The sequence below is a fragment of the Streptomyces sp. NPDC031225 genome, from assembly GCF_055570355.1.
This window is the reverse complement of the sequence record NZ_JBVIHJ010000013.1, coordinates 247,920-266,430: the sequence shown is the minus strand read 5'-3', so window position 1 is coordinate 266,430 and position 18,511 is coordinate 247,920. Positions and strand designations below refer to the sequence as shown.

13 protein-coding genes and 1 pseudogene are annotated in these 18,511 nt (G+C 70.3%); 6 read left to right on the top strand and 8 right to left on the bottom strand.

Features of this window, described 5'->3' with window-relative positions; translation table 11 throughout:
- Positions 1–31 precede the first annotated feature (31 nt).
- Complete coding sequence (locus ACZ48Z_RS23600) at positions 32–1,135, bottom strand: sugar ABC transporter substrate-binding protein (RefSeq protein WP_468737848.1); 1,104 nt, start codon at positions 1,133–1,135, stop codon at positions 32–34.
- Between the two features lie 240 nt (positions 1,136–1,375).
- Here ACZ48Z_RS23600 and ACZ48Z_RS23595 point away from each other — a divergent pair, with 240 nt between their 5' ends.
- A complete protein-coding gene (locus ACZ48Z_RS23595; protein WP_468737825.1) occupies positions 1,376–3,808 on the top strand; it encodes a PA14 domain-containing protein in 2,433 nt (810 codons plus the stop codon).
- 60 nt (positions 3,809–3,868) lie between these two features.
- Here the strand turns inward: ACZ48Z_RS23595 and ACZ48Z_RS23590 are convergent, their stop codons facing one another.
- The 5 genes from ACZ48Z_RS23590 to ACZ48Z_RS23570 all read right to left on the bottom strand — a co-directional run bounded on the left by ACZ48Z_RS23590 (position 3,869) and on the right by ACZ48Z_RS23570 (position 9,175).
- Positions 3,869–4,315 carry a heat shock protein transcriptional repressor HspR gene (locus ACZ48Z_RS23590; RefSeq protein WP_468737824.1) on the bottom strand — a complete coding sequence of 149 codons (447 nt, stop codon included), beginning with the start codon at positions 4,313–4,315 and terminating at the stop codon, positions 3,869–3,871.
- 6 nt (positions 4,316–4,321) lie between these two features.
- The gene (gene dnaJ, locus ACZ48Z_RS23585) at positions 4,322–5,503 is read right to left on the bottom strand and encodes a molecular chaperone DnaJ (protein ID WP_468737823.1); all 1,182 of its coding nucleotides are present in this window, start codon (positions 5,501–5,503) and stop codon (positions 4,322–4,324) included.
- A 51-nt stretch (positions 5,504–5,554) separates the two neighbouring features.
- Positions 5,555–6,199 (bottom strand): nucleotide exchange factor GrpE, encoded by a 645-nt coding sequence (gene grpE, locus ACZ48Z_RS23580; RefSeq protein WP_468737822.1) that lies wholly within the window; start codon positions 6,197–6,199, stop codon positions 5,555–5,557.
- Positions 6,196–8,037: a molecular chaperone DnaK gene (gene dnaK, locus ACZ48Z_RS23575; RefSeq protein ID WP_468737821.1), complete on the bottom strand. Its 1,842-nt coding sequence runs from the start codon at positions 8,035–8,037 to the stop codon at positions 6,196–6,198. The genes grpE and dnaK overlap by 4 nt, the downstream gene beginning before the upstream one ends.
- A gap of 94 nt (positions 8,038–8,131) precedes the next feature.
- Complete coding sequence (locus ACZ48Z_RS23570; protein WP_468737820.1) at positions 8,132–9,175, bottom strand: MraY family glycosyltransferase; 1,044 nt, start codon at positions 9,173–9,175, stop codon at positions 8,132–8,134.
- Positions 9,176–9,370: 195 nt separating this feature from the next.
- Here ACZ48Z_RS23570 and ACZ48Z_RS23565 point away from each other — a divergent pair, with 195 nt between their 5' ends.
- The gene (locus tag ACZ48Z_RS23565; RefSeq protein ID WP_468737819.1) at positions 9,371–11,662 is read left to right on the top strand and encodes a (Fe-S)-binding protein; all 2,292 of its coding nucleotides are present in this window, start codon (positions 9,371–9,373) and stop codon (positions 11,660–11,662) included.
- A gap of 224 nt (positions 11,663–11,886) precedes the next feature.
- Here the strand turns inward: ACZ48Z_RS23565 and ACZ48Z_RS23560 are convergent.
- Positions 11,887–12,249 (bottom strand): annotated as a pseudogene (locus tag ACZ48Z_RS23560) (hypothetical protein); the annotation flags it as partial.
- Positions 12,250–12,379: 130 nt separating this feature from the next.
- On the opposite strand from ACZ48Z_RS23560, the gene ACZ48Z_RS23555 reads away from it, so the two are divergent.
- The gene (locus ACZ48Z_RS23555; RefSeq protein WP_468737818.1) at positions 12,380–13,765 is read left to right on the top strand and encodes an FG-GAP-like repeat-containing protein; all 1,386 of its coding nucleotides are present in this window, start codon (positions 12,380–12,382) and stop codon (positions 13,763–13,765) included.
- A gap of 79 nt (positions 13,766–13,844) precedes the next feature.
- On the opposite strand, the gene ACZ48Z_RS23550 is transcribed toward ACZ48Z_RS23555, so the two are convergent.
- Positions 13,845–14,828, bottom strand: a complete 984-nt coding sequence (locus ACZ48Z_RS23550) for an ArsR/SmtB family transcription factor (protein WP_468737817.1) — start codon at positions 14,826–14,828, stop codon at positions 13,845–13,847.
- Positions 14,829–14,975: 147 nt separating this feature from the next.
- Between ACZ48Z_RS23550 and ACZ48Z_RS23545 the strand changes: the two genes are divergently transcribed.
- The 3 genes from ACZ48Z_RS23545 to ACZ48Z_RS23535 all read left to right on the top strand — a co-directional run bounded on the left by ACZ48Z_RS23545 (position 14,976) and on the right by ACZ48Z_RS23535 (position 18,497).
- Complete coding sequence (locus ACZ48Z_RS23545) at positions 14,976–15,506, top strand: peptidoglycan-binding domain-containing protein (protein WP_468737816.1); 531 nt, start codon at positions 14,976–14,978, stop codon at positions 15,504–15,506.
- A 152-nt stretch (positions 15,507–15,658) separates the two neighbouring features.
- Positions 15,659–16,924 (top strand): FG-GAP repeat domain-containing protein, encoded by a 1,266-nt coding sequence (locus tag ACZ48Z_RS23540; protein ID WP_468737815.1) that lies wholly within the window; start codon positions 15,659–15,661, stop codon positions 16,922–16,924.
- A 154-nt stretch (positions 16,925–17,078) separates the two neighbouring features.
- Positions 17,079–18,497, top strand: a complete 1,419-nt coding sequence (locus tag ACZ48Z_RS23535) for an FG-GAP and VCBS repeat-containing protein (RefSeq protein WP_468737814.1) — start codon at positions 17,079–17,081, stop codon at positions 18,495–18,497.
- Positions 18,498–18,511 lie beyond the last annotated feature (14 nt).

The window sequence follows — 18,511 nt, the reverse complement described above, 5'->3', positions numbered from 1 at the left end:
GCGGAGGGGGTCTCCCTCCGCCCCCGCAGGGCTACTTCAGGCCCGCCGCCGCGCAGGCGCTCTTGTACGCCGCGGTGCAGATGTCCTTGATCGTGTAGATGCCGTCCTTGACGACCGTGCTCTTGATGTTGTCCTTGGTCAGAGCGACGACCTGGACGAGCTGCGCCGGGATGTCCTTGTTCGTGGGGCTGTCGACGCTGTCCGTGGCGAGCGCGTCGAACTGGATGCCCTTGCCCTGGATCTTCATCACGGCCATCTCGGCGGCGGCCTCGGCCTCGCCCGGGTACGGCTTGTAGACGCTCATGTACTGCTCGCCCGCGAGGATCCGCTGCACCGCGGGCAGCTCCGCGTCCTGGCCGGTGATCGGCGGGATGGTCGTCATGCCCGCGTCCTCCATCGCCTGGATGGCGGCGCCGGCCATGGCGTCGTTGGCGGAGTAGACGGCCTTGATGTTGCCCTTGCCGAGCGCGCTGATCGCCTGGGTCATGTCCTTCTGGGCGATCTCCGGCTTCCAGCCGTCCACGTCGTACGACTCGGCGATCGTCACCTTGCCGTTGAGCTCGGACATCGCGCCCGCCTTGAACTGTCCGGCGTTCGGGTCGGAGGGCGAGCCGTTGATCATGACGATCTTGTCGGAGGTGTCGATGTTCGAGCCGATCGCCTCGATGAGGGAGCGGCCCTGCACCTCGCCGACGAGTTCGTTGTCGAAGGAGACGTACGCGTCGATCGGGCCCTCGGCGAGCCGGTCGTAGGCGATGACCGGGATGCCCGCGTCCCTGGCCTTGGTCACCATGCCCGCGACGGCGTGCGAGTCCACGGCGTCCAGCAGGATCACGTCGACCTTCTCGTCGATCATCTGCTGCATCTGCGTGGCCTGCTTCTTGGCGTTGGCCTCGCCGTTGGCGTAGATGGTCTTGCCCTGCTTGTTCGTGAGCTCGGCGACCTTCTTCTGGATGATCGGGTAGTCGAACTCCTCGTAGCGGGTGTTCGTCTTCTCCGGCATCAGCACACCCACGGTGATGTCGTTGCCCTTGGTCGGGCTCGCCTCGCTCCCGCTCGCGGCGCCGAGCGCCCCGCAGGCGGCCAGCGAGAAGGTCATCGTGGACGCGGCCACGGCTATGGCGATACGACGCATGGGGCTGCTCACTTCTGGTGCTTTAAGGACGTGGGCGCGGCATTGCGGCCCATGTGACTGAAAAGCCAACGCGGCGCCGCCCACCGGCGTCAAGCGGAATCACTTAACGAGTGCGCAACGCCACTCTCCGCCGATGGTGTGAAGACTTGGCGCAAACACCCGTACAACCAACTCCACACCTGGCGAGTCGTGATCACAGCAGCCTCACAACTGCTGTTCCGTACCCGATCAGAGGATCGAATGAAGTCAGCCAGACGCACGACCGCCAGCGCTGTCGTCCTCGCCACCGCCGGCACCCTCGTCACCCTGACGGCGGCCCCCGCGTCAGCGGCCGTGTCGTGCGCCTCCCCCGTGTTCAAGCGGCAGTTCTACGCGAACACGAGCCTGTCCGGCACGCCGAAGAAGACGGACTGCGACAGCGCGGTCGACGAGAGCTGGAGCGGCGCCCCCGCCTCCGGCCTCCCGAAGGACAACTTCGGCGTCCGCTGGAGCGTGACCCGCGACTTCGGCTCCGGCGGCCCCTTCGCACTCGCCGCCACCGGACTGGACGGCATCCGCGTCTACGTCGACGGCGTCCGCAAGGTCGACCTGTGGAAGAACGTCTCGACGACGGTGAAGAAGACCCCGAACGTGACGATCCCCTCCGGCAAGCACACCCTGCGGATCGACTACGCCAACTGGACCGGCGCCGCCAAGGTCAAGGTCACGTACACGCCCCGCACCACGGCGAGCGTCGACAAGGTCAAGCCGCTCACCCCGACCGGCACTTCGGTGACGTACGACAAGACCACCGGCAAGGCCAAGGTCACCTGGTCGAAGAACAAAGAGATGGACCTCGCCGGGTACCACGTCCACCGGCGACTCAAGGGCACCTCCTTCCCGGCCACTCCGCTCAGCAAGACCACCGGCACCTCGTACACCGACACCCCGCCGCCGACCGGCGCCACGTACTACTACGAGGTCCGCGCCCGCGACAAGGCCGGCAACACCTCGGGCGGCACCGCCGACCAGCCCGTCACCACCGTGGACACGACTCCGCCCGCGGCGCCGTTCCTGGAGATGGACGCGTGTCCGGTGGACCAGCCCTACGCGGCCCCGGAGCTCGTCACGACCTCGGAGAACGCGGCCGACATCGCCCTCTACGAGATGCAGCGGCTCGACCCCGTCACCCGCACATGGGCCACCGTGTACACCGGGACCAAGGGGGCGATCTGCGACACCGGTTACGCCGCCGACGGCAGCAAGGTCACCTATCGCGGCCGGGCCCGGGACGCCGTCGGGAACTGGTCCGCGTACTCGGCGGCCACCACCTTCACCACGTCCGATCTGACACCGCCCGCCACCGCCGCCGACGCGCGCGTCGAGTACCGGTCGGGCGTTCCGCACGTGGTGTGGTCGGCCGTCGACGGTGCGGCCTCGTACCAGGTCCTCCAGTACGACCGGGCGACCGGCGGCTGGCTCGATGCGCTGCCCGGCGCCACGGGTGGCAACACCCCGACCACCACCACGGGGACCGACACCGTGCCGCGCCAGCTGCTCGCGGTCGCCGACGGCTACCGGTACGCGGTGCGCTCGGTGGACGCCAAGGGCAACGCGGCCGCCCCGGTGGAGGTCACGCTGACGATGGCCGACCGGTCCGGGGCGATCGCGCCGTTCAGCACCACCGCGAACAGGTTCGACGAGGGGGTGATGATCGAGTGGAGCAGCGCCGATCCGTGGACCTTCGGCGAGGACAGGCCCCTGCTCACCTACCGGATCATCCGCACCGACAAGGCGACCGGCGAGCGCAGCACGGTGACCGCCTGCAAGCCCAACAACTCGCAGGACCTGCCGCTGACGGACCCGGAGACGTACTGGACCTGGAACACCGGCGACGCCCCCGACTACGCCGGTGCCCGGCAGATCAACGGCGTCTGCTGGGACGTCTCCGGCGCCTCCGAGACGACGTACGACTACACGGTCGTGACGATCGACCCGTACGGCCATGAGTCGCAGCCCGGCCCCGCCGCCACCGCGACCACGCCGGACACCGAGCGCCCCGCCCCGGTGGAGAACCTGGCCGCCGAGCAGATCCCGCTCGGTGTGCGCCTGACCTGGACACCGCCCGCCGACGACGACGTCACGGGCTACAAGGTGTGGCAGGGCGTCACGGACCCGGAGACCGGCGAGACGGTCTGGGACCAGAACTGCTGGACGGGCAACTCCCTGGCCGGGACCGAGATCCTCTGCCCGACGGTCCCCGACGGCGCCGCGCACACCTACAAGGTGGCCGCCACGGACGGCTCCCCCCTGATCGACTGGTGGGCGGGGCCAGAGGCCTTCCACGCCGCCGAGCTCTCCGTCACCCTGCCCGACACCCGGCCGCCGGGCTGGACGGGGACCGAGATCCGTGAGGACCAATATCCGGAGCTGTACGTCGGCTGCTCGGAGAGCTCCGGCCTCGGCGACTGCGGCCGGTTCGCGAGCTACCGCGTGGAGCGCTGGGACCCGGCGTCGGCCGCCTACATCACCCTCACCGAGGGCACGATGTACGACGCCGTGTTCCACATGGACAAGACGGTCCACGAGGACAGGCTCGGCCTGTACTACTACCGCGTCGTCCGCCTGGACGCCGCCGGCACGGAGGCCGCGTCCACACCGATCGCGTACGGCGTCTGGGACTCCTGGCTCTGAGCCCGCGCGGACGGAGAAGGGGCCCGGAGAATCCTCCGGGCCCCTTCTCGCTGCTGCTGCCTAGTCCTTCGCCCGCTTCGGCCGCCACACCACCAGCGCGCTGGTGTGCTGGACCTCCTGGTACGGCACCAGGTCACGGCGGTACGACGCGTGCACCGCCGCCTCACGCTGCTGGATGGCCGCGGCCGCGCCCTCGACGGCGTCCTGCAGTTCGGCCACCCTCGACTGGAGCGCCAGGACCTGGTTCTCCAGCTCGATGATGCGCTTGATGCCGGCGAGGTTGATGCCCTCGTCCTGCGACAACGCCTGCACCTGGCGGAGCAGTTCGATGTCGCGGGCCGAGTAGCGGCGGCCCCGCCCGGCGGTGCGGTCGGGGGAGACCAGGCCGAGACGGTCGTACTGACGCAGAGTCTGCGGATGCAGGCCGGAGAGCTGGGCCGCCACCGAGATGACGTAGACCGGGGTCTCCTGCGTCAGTTCGTACGGATTGCGTCGACGGCCGTCCATCTCGAATCAAGCTCCCTTCGCGGCCTGGAACAGCTCCGCCCGCGGATCCTCACCCGCGGTCGCCTCGCGATACGCCTCCAGCGCGTCACGAGCCTTCCCCGACAGCTCGGTCGGGACACTCACCTCGACGGTGACCAGCAGATCGCCCCGGGTGCCGTCCTTGCGGACCGCGCCCTTGCCCCGCGCCCGCATGGTGCGGCCGTTGGGGGTGCCCGGCGGCAGCTTCAGCGTCACCGCCGGTCCGCCGAGCGTCGGGACCCTGACCTCGCCGCCGAGCGCCGCCTCCGAGAAGGTCACCGGGACGGTCACCGTGAGGTTGTCGTCCTTGCGGCCGAAGACGGGGTGGGCGTCGACGTGCACCGTGACGTACAGGTCGCCCGCGGGTCCGCCGCGCTCGCCCGGCGCGCCCTTGCCGCGCAGCCGGATCCGCTGGTTGTCGGAGACGCCCGCCGGGATGCGGACCTGCATGGTGCGCGAGGACTTCGCGCGCCCGGAGCCCTTGCAGATCTCGCAGGGGTTCTCCGCCATCAGGCCGCGGCCCTTGCAGTCCGGGCACGGGTCGGTCAGCGAGAAGCCGCCGCCCGAGCCGCGGGCCACCTGCCCGGTGCCGACGCAGGTCGGGCACACGCGCGGGTTGCCGTTGGCGTCGCCGGTGCCCGAGCAGGCCTTGCAGGGCGACTGCGAGGACATCCTGAGCGGGACCGTCGCGCCCTCGATCGCCTCGGTGAAGCTGAGGGTGACCTCGGTGTCGATGTCCTGCCCGCGCCGCGGCTGCACCCGCGTGGTGCCGGAGCTGCCGCGGTTGAACAGGCCCCCGAACACGTCCCCGATGCCGCCGCCGAAGCCGCCGGCACCCTGACTCCCGCCCTGGGCGCCGCCTCCGAAGAGGTCGCCCAGGTCGAAGTTGAACGAGCCGCCCGCCCCGCCCGGCCCCGGGCGGAAGCCGCCGTTGCCGAAGAGGGTGCGGGCCTCGTCGTACTCCTTGCGCTTCTTGGGGTCACCGAGGACGTCGTTCGCCTCGGAGATCTCCTTGAAGCGCTCCTCGGCCTTGGCGTTGCCCTTGTTGGCGTCCGGGTGGAACTCGCGGGCGAGCTTCCGGTACGCCTTCTTGATCTCGGCCTCGGTGGCGTCCTTGGGGACGCCGAGGACCTTGTAGTAGTCCTTCTCGATGAAGTCCTTGGTGCTCATCCCCGACGCGCCCCCTTTCCGGTTCCGGTGTTCGGATCACTCTGTACGACGTCAGCCCTCCTCAGGGCCGTTGTCCTTGTCGTCGCCGGCCTCGGACCCGTCCTCGGCCTTGCCCGTCTGCGCACCCGGCTGCGGTTCGGCGACGGCCACCCGCGCGGGGCGGATGGTGCGTTCGCCGATGCGATACCCGGGCTGGAGGATCGCCACGCACGTCGTCTCGGTGACGTCCGGCGCGTAGCTGTGCATCAGGGCTTCGTGGATCGTCGGGTCGAAGGGCTCGCCCTCCTTGCCGAACTGCTGCAGGCCCATCTTGGCCGCGACGGTCTCCAGCGACTCCGCGACGGACTTGAACCCGCCGAGAAGTTCGCCGTGTTCCCGCGCGCGGCCGATGTCGTCGAGCGTGGGCATGAGCTCGGTCAGGAGGTTCGCGACAGCGATCTCCTTGACCGCGACCCGGTCCCGCTCGACCCGGCGGCGGTAGTTCTGGAACTCGGCCTGGAGCCGCTGGAGGTCCGCGGTGCGCTCTTCGAGCGCCTTGCGCACCTGGTCCAGCTGGGCCGTCAGGCCGGCGATCTGGGCACTTGCGTCCCCGGCCGGGGCCGCACCCTCCTGGGGGGCGGCCTTCGGCTCGGCGTCGTCGGTGGCGCCGGAGGGGACGTCGGGCTTCTCGTCGAAGCCCGGGGTCTCCTCCGTCACGCGGCACCGTCCTTGCGCTCGTCGTCCACGATCTCGGCGTCCACGACGTCGTCGTCCGCCTTGGGCGCCTCGGCTCCGGCGTCGTCACCGGTGGCCTGGGCGGACTGGGCGTCGGCGTACATGGCCTGGCCGACCTTCTGGGAGACCGCGGCGACCTTCTCGGTGGCGGTGCGGATCTCCGCGGTGTCCTCGCCCTTGAGCGCGGCCTTCAGCTCCTCGACGGCGGCCTCGACCTCGGTCTTGACCTCGCCGGGGACCTTGTCCTCGTTGTCCTTGAGGAACTTCTCCGTCTGGTAGACGAGCTGCTCGCCCTGGTTGCGGGTCTCGGCGGCCTCGCGGCGGCGGTGGTCCTCCTCCGCGTACTGCTCGGCCTCCTGGCGCATCCGGTCGACCTCGTCCTTCGGCAGCGAGGAGCCGCCGGTGACGGTCATCTTCTGCTCCTTGCCCGTGCCCAGGTCCTTCGCGGTCACGTGCATGATGCCGTTGGCGTCGATGTCGAAGGCGACCTCGATCTGCGGGACGCCGCGCGGGGCGGGCGGCAGACCGGTCAGCTCGAACATCCCGAGCTTCTTGTTGTACGCCGCGATCTCGCGCTCACCCTGGTAGACCTGGATCTGCACGGACGGCTGGTTGTCCTCGGCCGTCGTGAAGATCTCGGACCGCTTGGTCGGGATCGTGGTGTTGCGCTCGATGAGCTTGGTCATGATGCCGCCCTTGGTCTCGATACCGAGGGACAGCGGGGTCACGTCGAGGAGCAGGACGTCCTTGACCTCACCCTTGAGCACACCGGCCTGCAGGGCGGCGCCGATGGCGACGACCTCGTCCGGGTTGACGCCCTTGTTGGCGTCCTTGCCGCCGGTGAGCTCCTTGACGAGCTCGGCGACGGCGGGCATGCGGGTGGAGCCACCGACGAGGACCACGTGGTCGATCTCGTTGATGGAGACGCCGGCGTCCTTCATGACGTTGAAGAACGGGGTCTTGCAGCGCTCCAGGAGGTCCGCGGTCAGCTGCTGGAACTGGGCGCGGGTGAGCTTCTCGTCCAGGTGCAGCGGGCCCTCGGCGGAGGCCGTGATGTAGGGCAGGTTGATCGAGGTCTCGGTGGAGCTCGACAGCTCGATCTTGGCCTTCTCTGCGGCCTCGCGGAGGCGCTGGAGGGCCATCTTGTCCTTGGCGAGGTCCACGCCGTGACCGGACTTGAACTGCTGCACCAGGTAGTCGACGACGCGCTGGTCCCAGTCGTCACCACCGAGGTGGTTGTCACCGTTGGTGGCCTTCACCTCGACGACGCCGTCGCCGATCTCCAGCAGGGACACGTCGAAGGTGCCGCCACCGAGGTCGAAGACGAGGATCGTCTGGTCGTCCTTGTCGAGGCCGTACGCGAGCGCGGCCGCGGTGGGCTCGTTGACGATGCGCAGGACGTTCAGGCCCGCGATCTCACCGGCCTCCTTCGTCGCCTGGCGCTCGGAGTCGTTGAAGTACGCCGGGACGGTGATGACCGCGTCGGTCACCTTCTCGCCCAGGTAGGACTCGGCGTCCCGCTTCAGCTTCTGCAGGATGAAGGCGGACATCTGCTGCGGGTTGAAGGGCTTCCCGTCCAGCTCCGTCTTCCAGTCCGTGCCCATGTGGCGCTTCACGGACCTGATGGTCCGGTCCACGTTGGTGACCGCCTGGCGCTTGGCCACCTCGCCGACGAGCACTTCACCGTTCTTGGCGAAGGCGACGACGGACGGCGTGGTCCTGGCACCCTCGGCGTTGGTGATGACGGTGGGCTCGCCGCCCTCCAGAACGCTGACGACGGAGTTAGTTGTGCCCAGGTCGATGCCGACCGCACGTGCCATGGTGATTTCCTCCAGCTGACTTGAGTGGAACAGGCTCAAGTGTGCACGACGTCCGCGACTCGGTCAACAGACATGAGTCACTGAGACTCAACTCTTATCCGTTCCTTACACGCAAGCTGGCTCTGACCTGCGGGTTCGCAACCCGCCGGGGGTCGAGTCGAGCATCGGACCGGGGGCCGGACCGGGGGCTGTGCGGCTTGACGCGCAGCAGCCCGAGCACGAGAACGACCGTTCCCGCGACCACCCACCACACCGCGCTCCCCGCGATCCACCCCATGTGCACGAGGACCCCGACGAGTACCCCGGAGAACGCCGCCGTACCGAGCACCACGGCCGCCCCCTGCGGGGTGAGCCCGAGGCGGCGCAGCCGGTGCGCGAGATGGTCGGGACCACCGCGCAGCAGGGGCCGCCGGGTCAGGACCACGAGCAGGACGTCCGCCGCCACGACCGCCGTCAGCGCGAACAACACCCCGGCGCCGGAGCCGAGTTCCTGTCCCGCGCGGGTCGTCACGGCCGCCGACGCGAGCACGAACCCGGTGAACATCGCCCCGCACGCGCCGAACCCCGCGCGCGCGGGATGCCAGTTGTACATCAGGAACCCGGTCAGCGCGGCGGCCAGCACGCTCAGCAGCACGGCGAGCCCGTCCATCACCTCGGCCGCCGCACAGGCCCCCACCCCGAAGGCGGTGACGACCCCGATGGTCCCGGCGAGCCCGTCGGCGTGGTCCAGCGCCTTGAACCCGAGGGCGACGAAGACGATCCAGCCGACGGCGAGGAGTCCGGCGAGCACGCCCGTCTCCTCGTACGGCACCACACAGGCCGCCGCCACGGCCGTACCGCCGACGAGGAACCGCGCCTTGACCCGCCGCACGTCGGCGACGAGTCCGAGCAGGGCCACGGCGCCCCCGGCGACGAGCAGCCCGCCGACGTCGGGTTCGAGCGGCGTGACGCCTCTCCAGTCCCCGACGACGGCCACAAGACAGGTGGCCGTCACCACCGCCGGCCCGCCCGACAGCGGCACGGGCCGCTGCCGGCGCCGGCAGATGACCCCGAGGCGCAGGGCGGGCAGCCGCAGCATCGCGGCGAGTACGGCGGCGAGGAGCAGGGCGGAGGTGGCGGCGAGAATCCCATAGAGCACAAGGCCAAATTAGCGCCGTATGTAGCAATTCATCACGAATAACACGATCGGGTTTTAAGGTAACCCTCAGCGATTCAGATCACCCCGCGTCCGGTTACAGTGCGGCGGAAGATGGGGGTAGTCTCAGACAGAATCTGTAAGTTACCGCTTAGTAATCTCGCTCGAAGTACCCTCGCAGGCCCGAGGAGCCCCCAAATGCAACTCGCCGCGATCATCGTGTCGCTGGTTCTGATCGTGGTCGGCGTGGCCCTGTTCGCCCGCGCCCTCCTGCAGATCTACACCTTCATGCGGCTCGGTCAGGACGTGCCCGCGGGCACCCGTACCGACGAGCCGGTCCAGCGCACCGTCACCGTGGCCAGGGAGTTCCTCGGCCACACCAGGATGAACCGCTGGGGCGTGGTCGGTGTCGCGCACTGGTTCGTGGCGGTGGGCTTCTTCTCGTTGCTGCTGACGATCGTCAACGCCATCGGCCAGCTGTTCCAGGCCGACTGGCTGCTGCCGGTCATCGGCGAATGGGCGCCGTACAACGTCTTCGTCGAGTTCATCGGCACGATGACGGTGCTCGGCATCCTGGTGCTGATCGCGATCCGCCAGCTGAGCCACCCGCGCAAGCCGGGCCGCAAGTCCCGCTTCGCCGGCTCCAACTTCGGCCAGGCGTACTTCGTCGAGGCCGTCATCCTCATCGTCGGCGTCTGCATCTTCATGCTGCACGCGCTCGAAGGCGCCCAGCACCACGTGGACGCCTACGAGGCCTCGTTCTTCATCTCGTACCCGGTGGTCTCGGCGCTGGAGCACCTGGACGTCTCCACGCTCCAGAACCTCACCTACTTCTTCGCCGGCCTGAAGATCGCGACCTCCTTCATCTGGATGATCACGGTCGCCCTGAAGACCGACATGGGCGTGGCCTGGCACCGCTTCCTGGCCTTCCCGAACATCTGGTTCAAGCGCAACGCGGACGGCGCGACCTCGCTCGGCGCCCTGCTCCCGATGACCTCCGGCGGCAAGCCGATCGACTTCACCGACCCCGGTGACGACGACGTCTTCGGCGTCTCCCAGGTCGAGCAGTTCTCCTGGAAGGGCCTGCTCGACTTCTCCACCTGCACCGAGTGCGGCCGCTGCCAGTCGCAGTGCCCCGCCTGGAACACCGGCAAGCCGCTCTCCCCCAAGCTCCTCATCATGTCCCTGCGCGACCACGCGCACGCCAAGGCGCCGTACCTGCTCGCGGGTGGCGGCAAGTCGATGGAGGGCGAGGAGAAGGCGACGGAGGAGCAGCTGGCCGGCGTACCCGCCGCGGCCCTCGCCGAGGCCGAGCGCCCCCTGATCGGCACGCTCGAAGAAAACGGCGTCATCGACCCGGACGTCCTGTGGTCCTGCACCACCTGCGGCGCCTGCGTCGAGCAGTGCCCGGTCGACATCGAGCACGTCGACCACATCGTCGACATGCGCCGCTACCAGGTGATGATCGAGAGCGCGTTCCCGTCCGAGGCGGGCACGATGCTCAAGAACCTGGAGAAGAAGGGCAACCCCTGGGGCCTGGCGAAGAAGCAGCGCCTGGAGTGGCTCAAGGAGGTCGAGTTCGAGGTCCCGGTCGTCGGCCAGGACATCGAGGACCTCACCGAGGTCGAGTACCTGTACTGGGTCGGCTGCGCGGGCGCCCTTGAGGACCGCGCCAAGAAGACCACCAAGGCCTTCGCCGAGCTCCTGCACATCGCGGGCGTCAAGTTCGCGATCATGGGCGGCGACGAGAAGTGCACCGGTGACTCCGCCCGCCGCCTCGGCAACGAGCCCCTGTTCCAGGAGCTCGGCATGGAGAACGTCATGGCGCTGAACATGGCGTTCGGCGAGGAGCTCGACGACGACGGCAAGGTGGTCCCGGAGTCCGCCAAGCCGAAGTCCGCGAAGAAGATCGTCGCGACCTGCCCGCACTGCCTGAACACCATCGGCAACGAGTACCCGCAGCTCGGCGGCGACTACGAGGTCATCCACCACACCCAGCTGCTCCAGCACCTCGTCGACGAGGGCAAGCTGGTCCCGGTCACGCCGGTCGAGGGCATCATCACCTACCACGATCCGTGCTACCTGGGCCGCCACAACAAGATCTACACGCCCCCGCGCGAGATCATCGCCAGCGTTCCCGGTCTCCGGAACGAGGAGATGCACCGCCACAAGGAGCGCGGCTTCTGCTGTGGCGCCGGTGGCGCGCGGATGTGGATGGAGGAGCGGATCGGCAAGCGCATCAACAACGAGCGCGTCGACGAAGCCCTCTCCGTCAACCCCGACATCGTCTCCACGGCCTGCCCGTTCTGCCTGGTCATGCTGACCGACTCGGTCAACGGCAAGAAGAACGACGGCAAGGCGAAGGAGTCGATCCAGGTCGTCGACGTCGCCCAGCTCCTGCTGCAGTCCGTGCAGACCCCGGCCGAGGACGAGCCCCCGGCGGGCGAGGCGGAGACGGAGAACGAGGCGGAGCCGCAGCCGGTGAAGTAGGCGGCGAAGCAGGCGGTTTTCCGCAGGTGTGTCGAGGTGCCCCCGGTCCGGGAAGGGCCGGGGGCACCTCTGCGTTCGGAAATACGTGGCGGTCCCGAAGACCCGGCGCAGCCGGGCCGGCTCGTGCCGGTCGCGTTCCGACGGCTCGTATCCCTGGGGGAGTAGTCGACCTGCTGCTCGGCGCGGAGACCCGGCACGGGCCCGCCGTGGCTGGTCCCCGTCACCAGGCACGAGACGGGGTGGACGCACGGGCGCTCCGGATCGGGCGAGGCCTGGAGCGCCGAGCCGCCGTCGGCGAAGACCAGGGGGTGCGGGGCGGCCTCCCGTCCGGGCGGTGACCACGAACCGGACCGGCCGCCGGTCCAGGCTCTCGACGAACCCGCCCCCTGGTGGTCCCGGGCCCGCTCGCCGATCAGGGCGTCGATACCCCGGCCGCCCCGGCTCCAGACCTCGCCCTCCGCCCTCCGCCCTCCGCAGCAAGCCGAGGCCGTGCACCACGTCGTCGGCCGACACCATCCGCCGCAGGTACGAGGTGCCGCCTTCAGCCGGCGACTGATGAAAACCTTACCGAACTCACGTACAACCATTACCTGTCGGCGCGGGTCTCATGATCGCCGACCGCCGTGTGCGCTTCTCCGTACGACCGGTGGTCCGCTCCCATCGACTGGGGAGGCCCGTGAGACGCGGGCGTCCCCGCGTGCCGCAGGAGAACACCGCATGCGCCAGTCCCTCAGGCCGACTCTCGCGACGGCCGTCACGGTCGCTCTGACGGGTGGTCTGCTCGCGTTCGTGGCAGCCACGCCGGCGACGGCCGCGAGCGGCCAGTACACGGCCGACTTCAACGGCGACGGCTACAAGGACGCCGTCGCCACCGCGCCCCAGGCCGCCGTCGGCGGCACCTGGTGGGCGGGCGCCGTCGGCATCGTCTACGGCTCGGCGGCCGGCGTCGGCCGGGCCACGTCCGTCAGCCAGAACACCGCCGGTGTGCCCGGCGCCGCCGAGGACTACGACACCTTCGGCGAGGCGGTGGCGGTCGGCGACCTCAACAAGGACGGGTACAGCGACCTGGTGGTCGGCGTCCCGAACGAGACGGTCGGCAACGACGTGGAGGGCGGTACCGTCGTGATCGTCTGGGGCTCCTCCAGCGGTCTGAAGGGCGCGACCACCGTCCAGGACCCGGCCCCCGGCAAGCACGACCGCTGGGGACAGGCCCTGGCCGTCGGCGACTTCACCGGCGACGGCAGGCCCGACCTCGCCGTCGGCTCCACCGGCACCACGCAGTACATCGTCAAGGGCGGCTTCACCAAGGCCGGTGCGACCGGCGCGAAGCTCACCTACACGACCTCCTGGACCGGCAGCAAGGGCGTCACCCGCCTCACCTCCGGCAAGGTGAACACCGACGCCAAGGCGGACCTGGTCATCGGCGGCAGCGTCACGACCGGCTCCGAGAACCACCTCGACCACAACTACCTCTACCTCGGCACGAGTTCGGTCCCGTCGAAGAAGACGAAGCTGCCGTACGGCACCCAGACCGCCCTCGCCGACCTCGACAAGGACGGCTACGGCGACGTCGTCACCGGGTGGACGCAGACCGAGACCGGCGGCTCGCTGGAGGGCAACGGAGCGGCGATCGTTTCGTACCTCACCTCGACGGGCGCCGTCTCCTCCTCGCTGCAGCTCCCCTGGCCCGGCATCCCGTCCGTCGGTGACATCAACGGCGACGGCCGCAAGGACCTCGTGCTGGGCGACCCCGACTACTCCGCGGAGGCGGCCGTGGCCGGCGCGGTGCACCTGTACTACGGCACCGCCTCCGGTCTCGCAACGGACGCCGTGACGCTCACGCAGGACAGCGCGGGGGTCCCCGGTGCCGCCGAGACGAACGACTTCTTCGGGGAGGGCGTCCTGCTCGCCGACCTCACCAAGGACGGCAAGGCGGACCTGCTGGCCGGGGCGAACGGCGAGAACGACGCGGACGGCCTCGTCACCCTTCTGAAGGGATCCGCCTCGGGCGTCATCACGTCCGGCGTGAAGACCTACGGCCCGAGCGCGTTCGGTATCCCGACGGCGGACGACCCGCGGCTGGGCTCGATCCTGGCGGGCTGAGCGGCGGTCGTACGCCACCGGCCGGGGATGCCCGCCGGGCATCCCCGCATGCCGCGGGAGCCCCCGCGCGCACGCCCCCTCACCACGGCCACCGCCGCCGCAGCAGCGCCGCCCCCAGCGGGGTCAGCGTGTGCAGGACCGTCGGACCGACCTGCTGGCTGGTTGTCAGACCGGCGTCCCGTAACACCGTGGCGTGCCGGCTGGCGGCGGAGAGGGAGACCCCCGCGGCCCGCGCGAGCTCCCCCGTGGTCAGGCCGTCCGCGACGCACCGCAGGACCCGCGCCCGTGTGGCACCGAGCAGCGCGCGCAGGGGCACCGCGTCACCGGGGAGCGCCTCCTCCGGCACCGTCGGACGGCTCAGCGGATAGGAAAGGATGGGCGGGAGATCGGGGTTGGCCAGGGCGACCGGCGTCCCCCACGAGAAGTACGTCGGCACGAGCCGGAGGCCTCGGCCCTGGAGGTGGAGGTCACGGTCCGTCCGGTAGTCCACCTCCAGGACCGGCCTGCGCCAACGCATCCGCGGTCCGAGGCTCGACAGCAGCCCCTCCACTCCGTCGGCCAGCAGCACACGGGCGAGCAGACCCCGGTGCGCGACGATCCCGCTGTCCATGCGCTCCGCGAAGGGGGCTACGGCGACCGCGTGGAAGCGGCTGATCAGCTCGGTGAGTTCCCGGCGCTCATCCAGCCGCGCCAGCCCCGGGGCCCAGGCGGGCGGGGCGTGGAAGCGGTGGAGAAGCTGCAGTTCGGCGAGGATCTCCCGGCGGGGGAGGCGCAGGAGGCCGTCGAGGCCCGCGTCCAGTCCGTCCTCGGACTCCGCCGGCGTCAGGAAGTCGGGCAGGTAGGGCCCGAGGGGGTACAGGGCGAACAGCACCTCCCGCACGGGCCTGGCCAGTCCGGCCGCGTGCAGGCCCGCACGCGTCGTGCGGTACCAGGCGGCGAACTGCCCACGCCCGCCGCGCGACTGGAGCCGGTGGAGCGTCGAGAGCACTTCCCACATCGGATCCGGCTCCCCGGCGACGCGGACCCGGGCGAGATCGACTTCGGTGAAGTGAATACGGAGCACGTGATTCCCCCCGCGGATCTCCACATTTGCGCTGTGGCGCAAGAGTGTGTCGCCGCTGACGAGTCCCTGCCAAGGTTCCGCCAGGCCAACTGGTCACAGTGGCCCGAATCCGACGGTCCGCCGTCACCCGAACCAGGAGGAACTGCCGTGACTTCGAAGAGATCCAGGCTGGCCGCCGGCACGATCGGCGCCCTGACGGCCGGCGTCCTCGCGCTGAGCGCCACACCGGCGTCGGCGAGCGGGTCGTACAGCGGGTTGGCCTACGTCTACGGCGGCGGCGTCTTCGCCGACGACTGGGACAACGAGGGCATCGTGGACACCAGCCACAACAAGCAGTCCAACGCGACCTGCCTGTGGCAGAAGATCCTTTGGGCCGACGGCGAACTCGCCGCATCCGGCATCGACGGCGACTTCGGGAGCAACACCGCGGCCGCGACCGCGAGGTGGCAGACCAAGTTCCAGGTGCCCAGCGACGGTTCGGCCGGACAGCAGACCTGGACCGCGGCCGGCAACTGGCTGCGCAACTCCAGCTGGCTGCCGGACGGCAGCACCGTGGCCCACTACATCGGCACCAGCTACTCCCTGGACCTCAGCCGCGACAGCGACGGCTACTACCACTTCACCGACGGCGACGGCAGCGGCCGCATCGCGGGCTACAACTACCGCACCTGCAGCTAGACGCGGCCGACGGCCGTGCGCGCGGAGGACCACTCCTCTCGCGCACGGCCGGCACCACACAGGACTGTCGCCGCGCCTCGAACATGTGCATCATTGACCGGTCGTTGTCAAAGATGCTGACGAGGTGAACGGTGCGCGCGCACAGAGGTGTTGTGGGTACGGCGGCCCTGTGCGGCACCCTCATCCTGGCCGCCTGCGGCCCCACGCAACAGGCCGGATCCCCGGACCGCGGCCCGCTCCGGATCGCCGACGCCCCGGCCCACCTGCCCGTCCCCCGCGGCAAGGGCAGCAAGGTCCCGGACGACTTCAACGGCGACGGCCACCGCGACCTCCTCCTCGGCGACCTGGTCAAGGCCCAGGCCCACGCGGACGACCCCGGTATCGGCATCGTCTACGGCGGCGCACGCGGACTCGTCCCGGGAGCCCGGCAGTTGGTCACCGCGAAAGGACAGGGCGCGGCGACCAAGGGCCAACTCCCCGCGGTGTTCGACGCGGAGGCCACCTGCGACCTGGACGGCGACGGCTTCACGGACCTCGTCGTCTCCACCGACCCGCCCTACGACGGCCAGGGCCGGCCGCCGGTCCCGCTCCAGATCCTGTTCGGTTCCCCGACAGGCCTGACGGGCAAGGCCGTTCACCTCACCGTCCCGTCCGTCGCCCGCGTCGGCAACGACTGGCCCGATCAGCCGGTCTGCGGCGACTTCGACGGCGACGAGGCGAAGGACCTGGTCCTGCACGCGACCGGCGGCAAACTCACCTACCTGCGCGGCCCGTTCACGAGGAAGGGCACCCCGAGGGCGGCCGGCGCCCCGCTCCGGTCACCGGGCGAGGTCCCCACGGGCCCGGCCGCCGACGTCGACCGCGACGGCTACGACGACCTGGTCGTCCGTACGGCCCAGGGCACCGGTCCCTCCGCCGTGGTCCTCGGCGGCCCCGCGGGCCCGACCCGCACCGGAACCGTCCTGCCGTCCGGCATCGACGTGGCCCTCGGCGCCTTCGGACGCAGCAAGGCCCTGGACGCGGCGGTCGGCGCGATGGGCGGAACGTCTCTGCGCTACGACCTCCCCACCGCCGTACGCGGAACCCTGGACGCGGCGGGCTCGGTCCTCGACGCCGCCGACTTCGACGGCGACGGCCTGTCCGAACTGGTCTCCAGCGGATCGCGCCTGCGGATCTTCCGGGGCCGTACGGCAGGCCCGTCCCCGAAGGCCATGGTGACCGTCGAACCCACCGCCACCGGCACCACCCGCGTCCTCACGGTCGGCGACCTCAACGGCGACGGCCGCGCCGACCTGGCGGTCCGGACGTACCGGGGCGAGACGAAGGACACCGTGGCGGTGTTCCCCGGCGCGAAGAAGGGCCTGGTCGCGGCGGACCCGTCGGTCACCTTCTCGACCTCGGTGTTTCTGAGCCCCTGACCTCGCCGGGAGCGTCAGGGAGGTGTCGCCGGGGTATCGCCGAACCCCCGTACAACCCATACCCCTTGTGGGAGGTCTAGTGATCGCGGTCGGAGATGTTCTGATCGCGACACCGTGCGATCCCGGGATCACCGAACGCCCCCATGGAGTCCTCTTGACCCCCCGTATCCGGCCCGTCCTCCTGGCCGCCGCCCTCCTCGCCGCAGGCCTGAGCCCGCTTGCCCTCACCGCCCCGGCGGGCGCGGCGGCCGCGAAGTACGCGGACGACTTCAACGGTGACGGCTACCGCGACCTCGCCCTCGGTGACCGCACCGCCACGGCCGGCGGAAAGAAGGAGGCGGGCGCGGTGGTGGTCGTGTGGGGCACGTCGAGGGGGCTGGACTTCGCCAGGCGCACGGTCGTCACCCAGAACAGCCCGGGCGTCGAGGGCGCGGCGGAGACCAAGGACTTCTTCGGCGCCAAGATCACCACGGCCGACGTGAACAAGGACGGCTACGCAGACGTCGTCGCCACCGCCCCCAACGAGGGCGTGGACTCCTCCCACCGCGGCACCTTCACGATCCTGTGGGGCTCGAGGACGGGCCTGAGCGGCGGCAGCGCGTACGCGATCCCGGGCGGCACGGACAGTTTCGCCAAGGACGTGGCCGTCGGCGACTTCAACGCCGACGGCAGGGTGGACGTGGTCTCGGTCGGCGACAACTACGTCTGGTTCCTGCGCGGCCCGTTCACCAGGTCCGGCTCCCGCGGCAAGGCCACCAACCTCGACCCGGTCGACGGCGAGGACATCAGGCCCGCGCTGGTCGTCTCCGGCAAGGTCACCAAGGACGGCACCGCCGACTTCGCGGTGATCGGCGACGACTCGAACACCGACCACAACCGTGTCTGGTTCTACCGCGGCGGCGGAAGCGGCCCGGCCGCACCGCCCAGGAAGTACAACCTGCCGATCCCGGGCGGAGCCGACCTCTCCTACGCCGCGGGTGCCACGATCGCCGACTTCGACAAGGACGGATACGGCGACCTGGCCGTCGGAGCCGCCCGCGGGGGCAAGGGCGAGGCGGTCCACCTCCTCAAGGGCAGCTCCACCGGCTTCAGCGGCTCGGTCACGTCGATCACCCAGAACACCGCGGGTGTGCCGGGGGTGCGCGAGACCGGCGACGACTTCGGCTTCGACGTCTCGGCCGGGGACACCAACGGCGACGGCTACCCGGACCTCGCGGTGGGGGCCCCGTCGGAGACGCTCGGCAGCGAGTTCTGGCGCGCGGGCGCCGTCACCGTCCTGCGTGGCGGGAAGTCCGGGCTCACCGGCACGAACGCCCGCCAGATCGACTACACCACGGCCGGCTTCCAGCGCCCGGCCGACGAAGGCGACTCCTGGTTCGGCACCTCGGTCCTGCTGCGTGACTACAACCGTGACGGCCGCGCCGAACTCGTCGCCGCCGCACCGGACATCGGCCGGCTGCACCTCTTCCCCGGCACCGCCTCCGGCCCGACGGGCACCGGCTCGACCACGCTGACCGTGAGCGGTCTCGGCCTGGGCAACCGTGCCTTCTTCGGCGCCGCACTGGCCGACTGACGGACCTCGCCCCG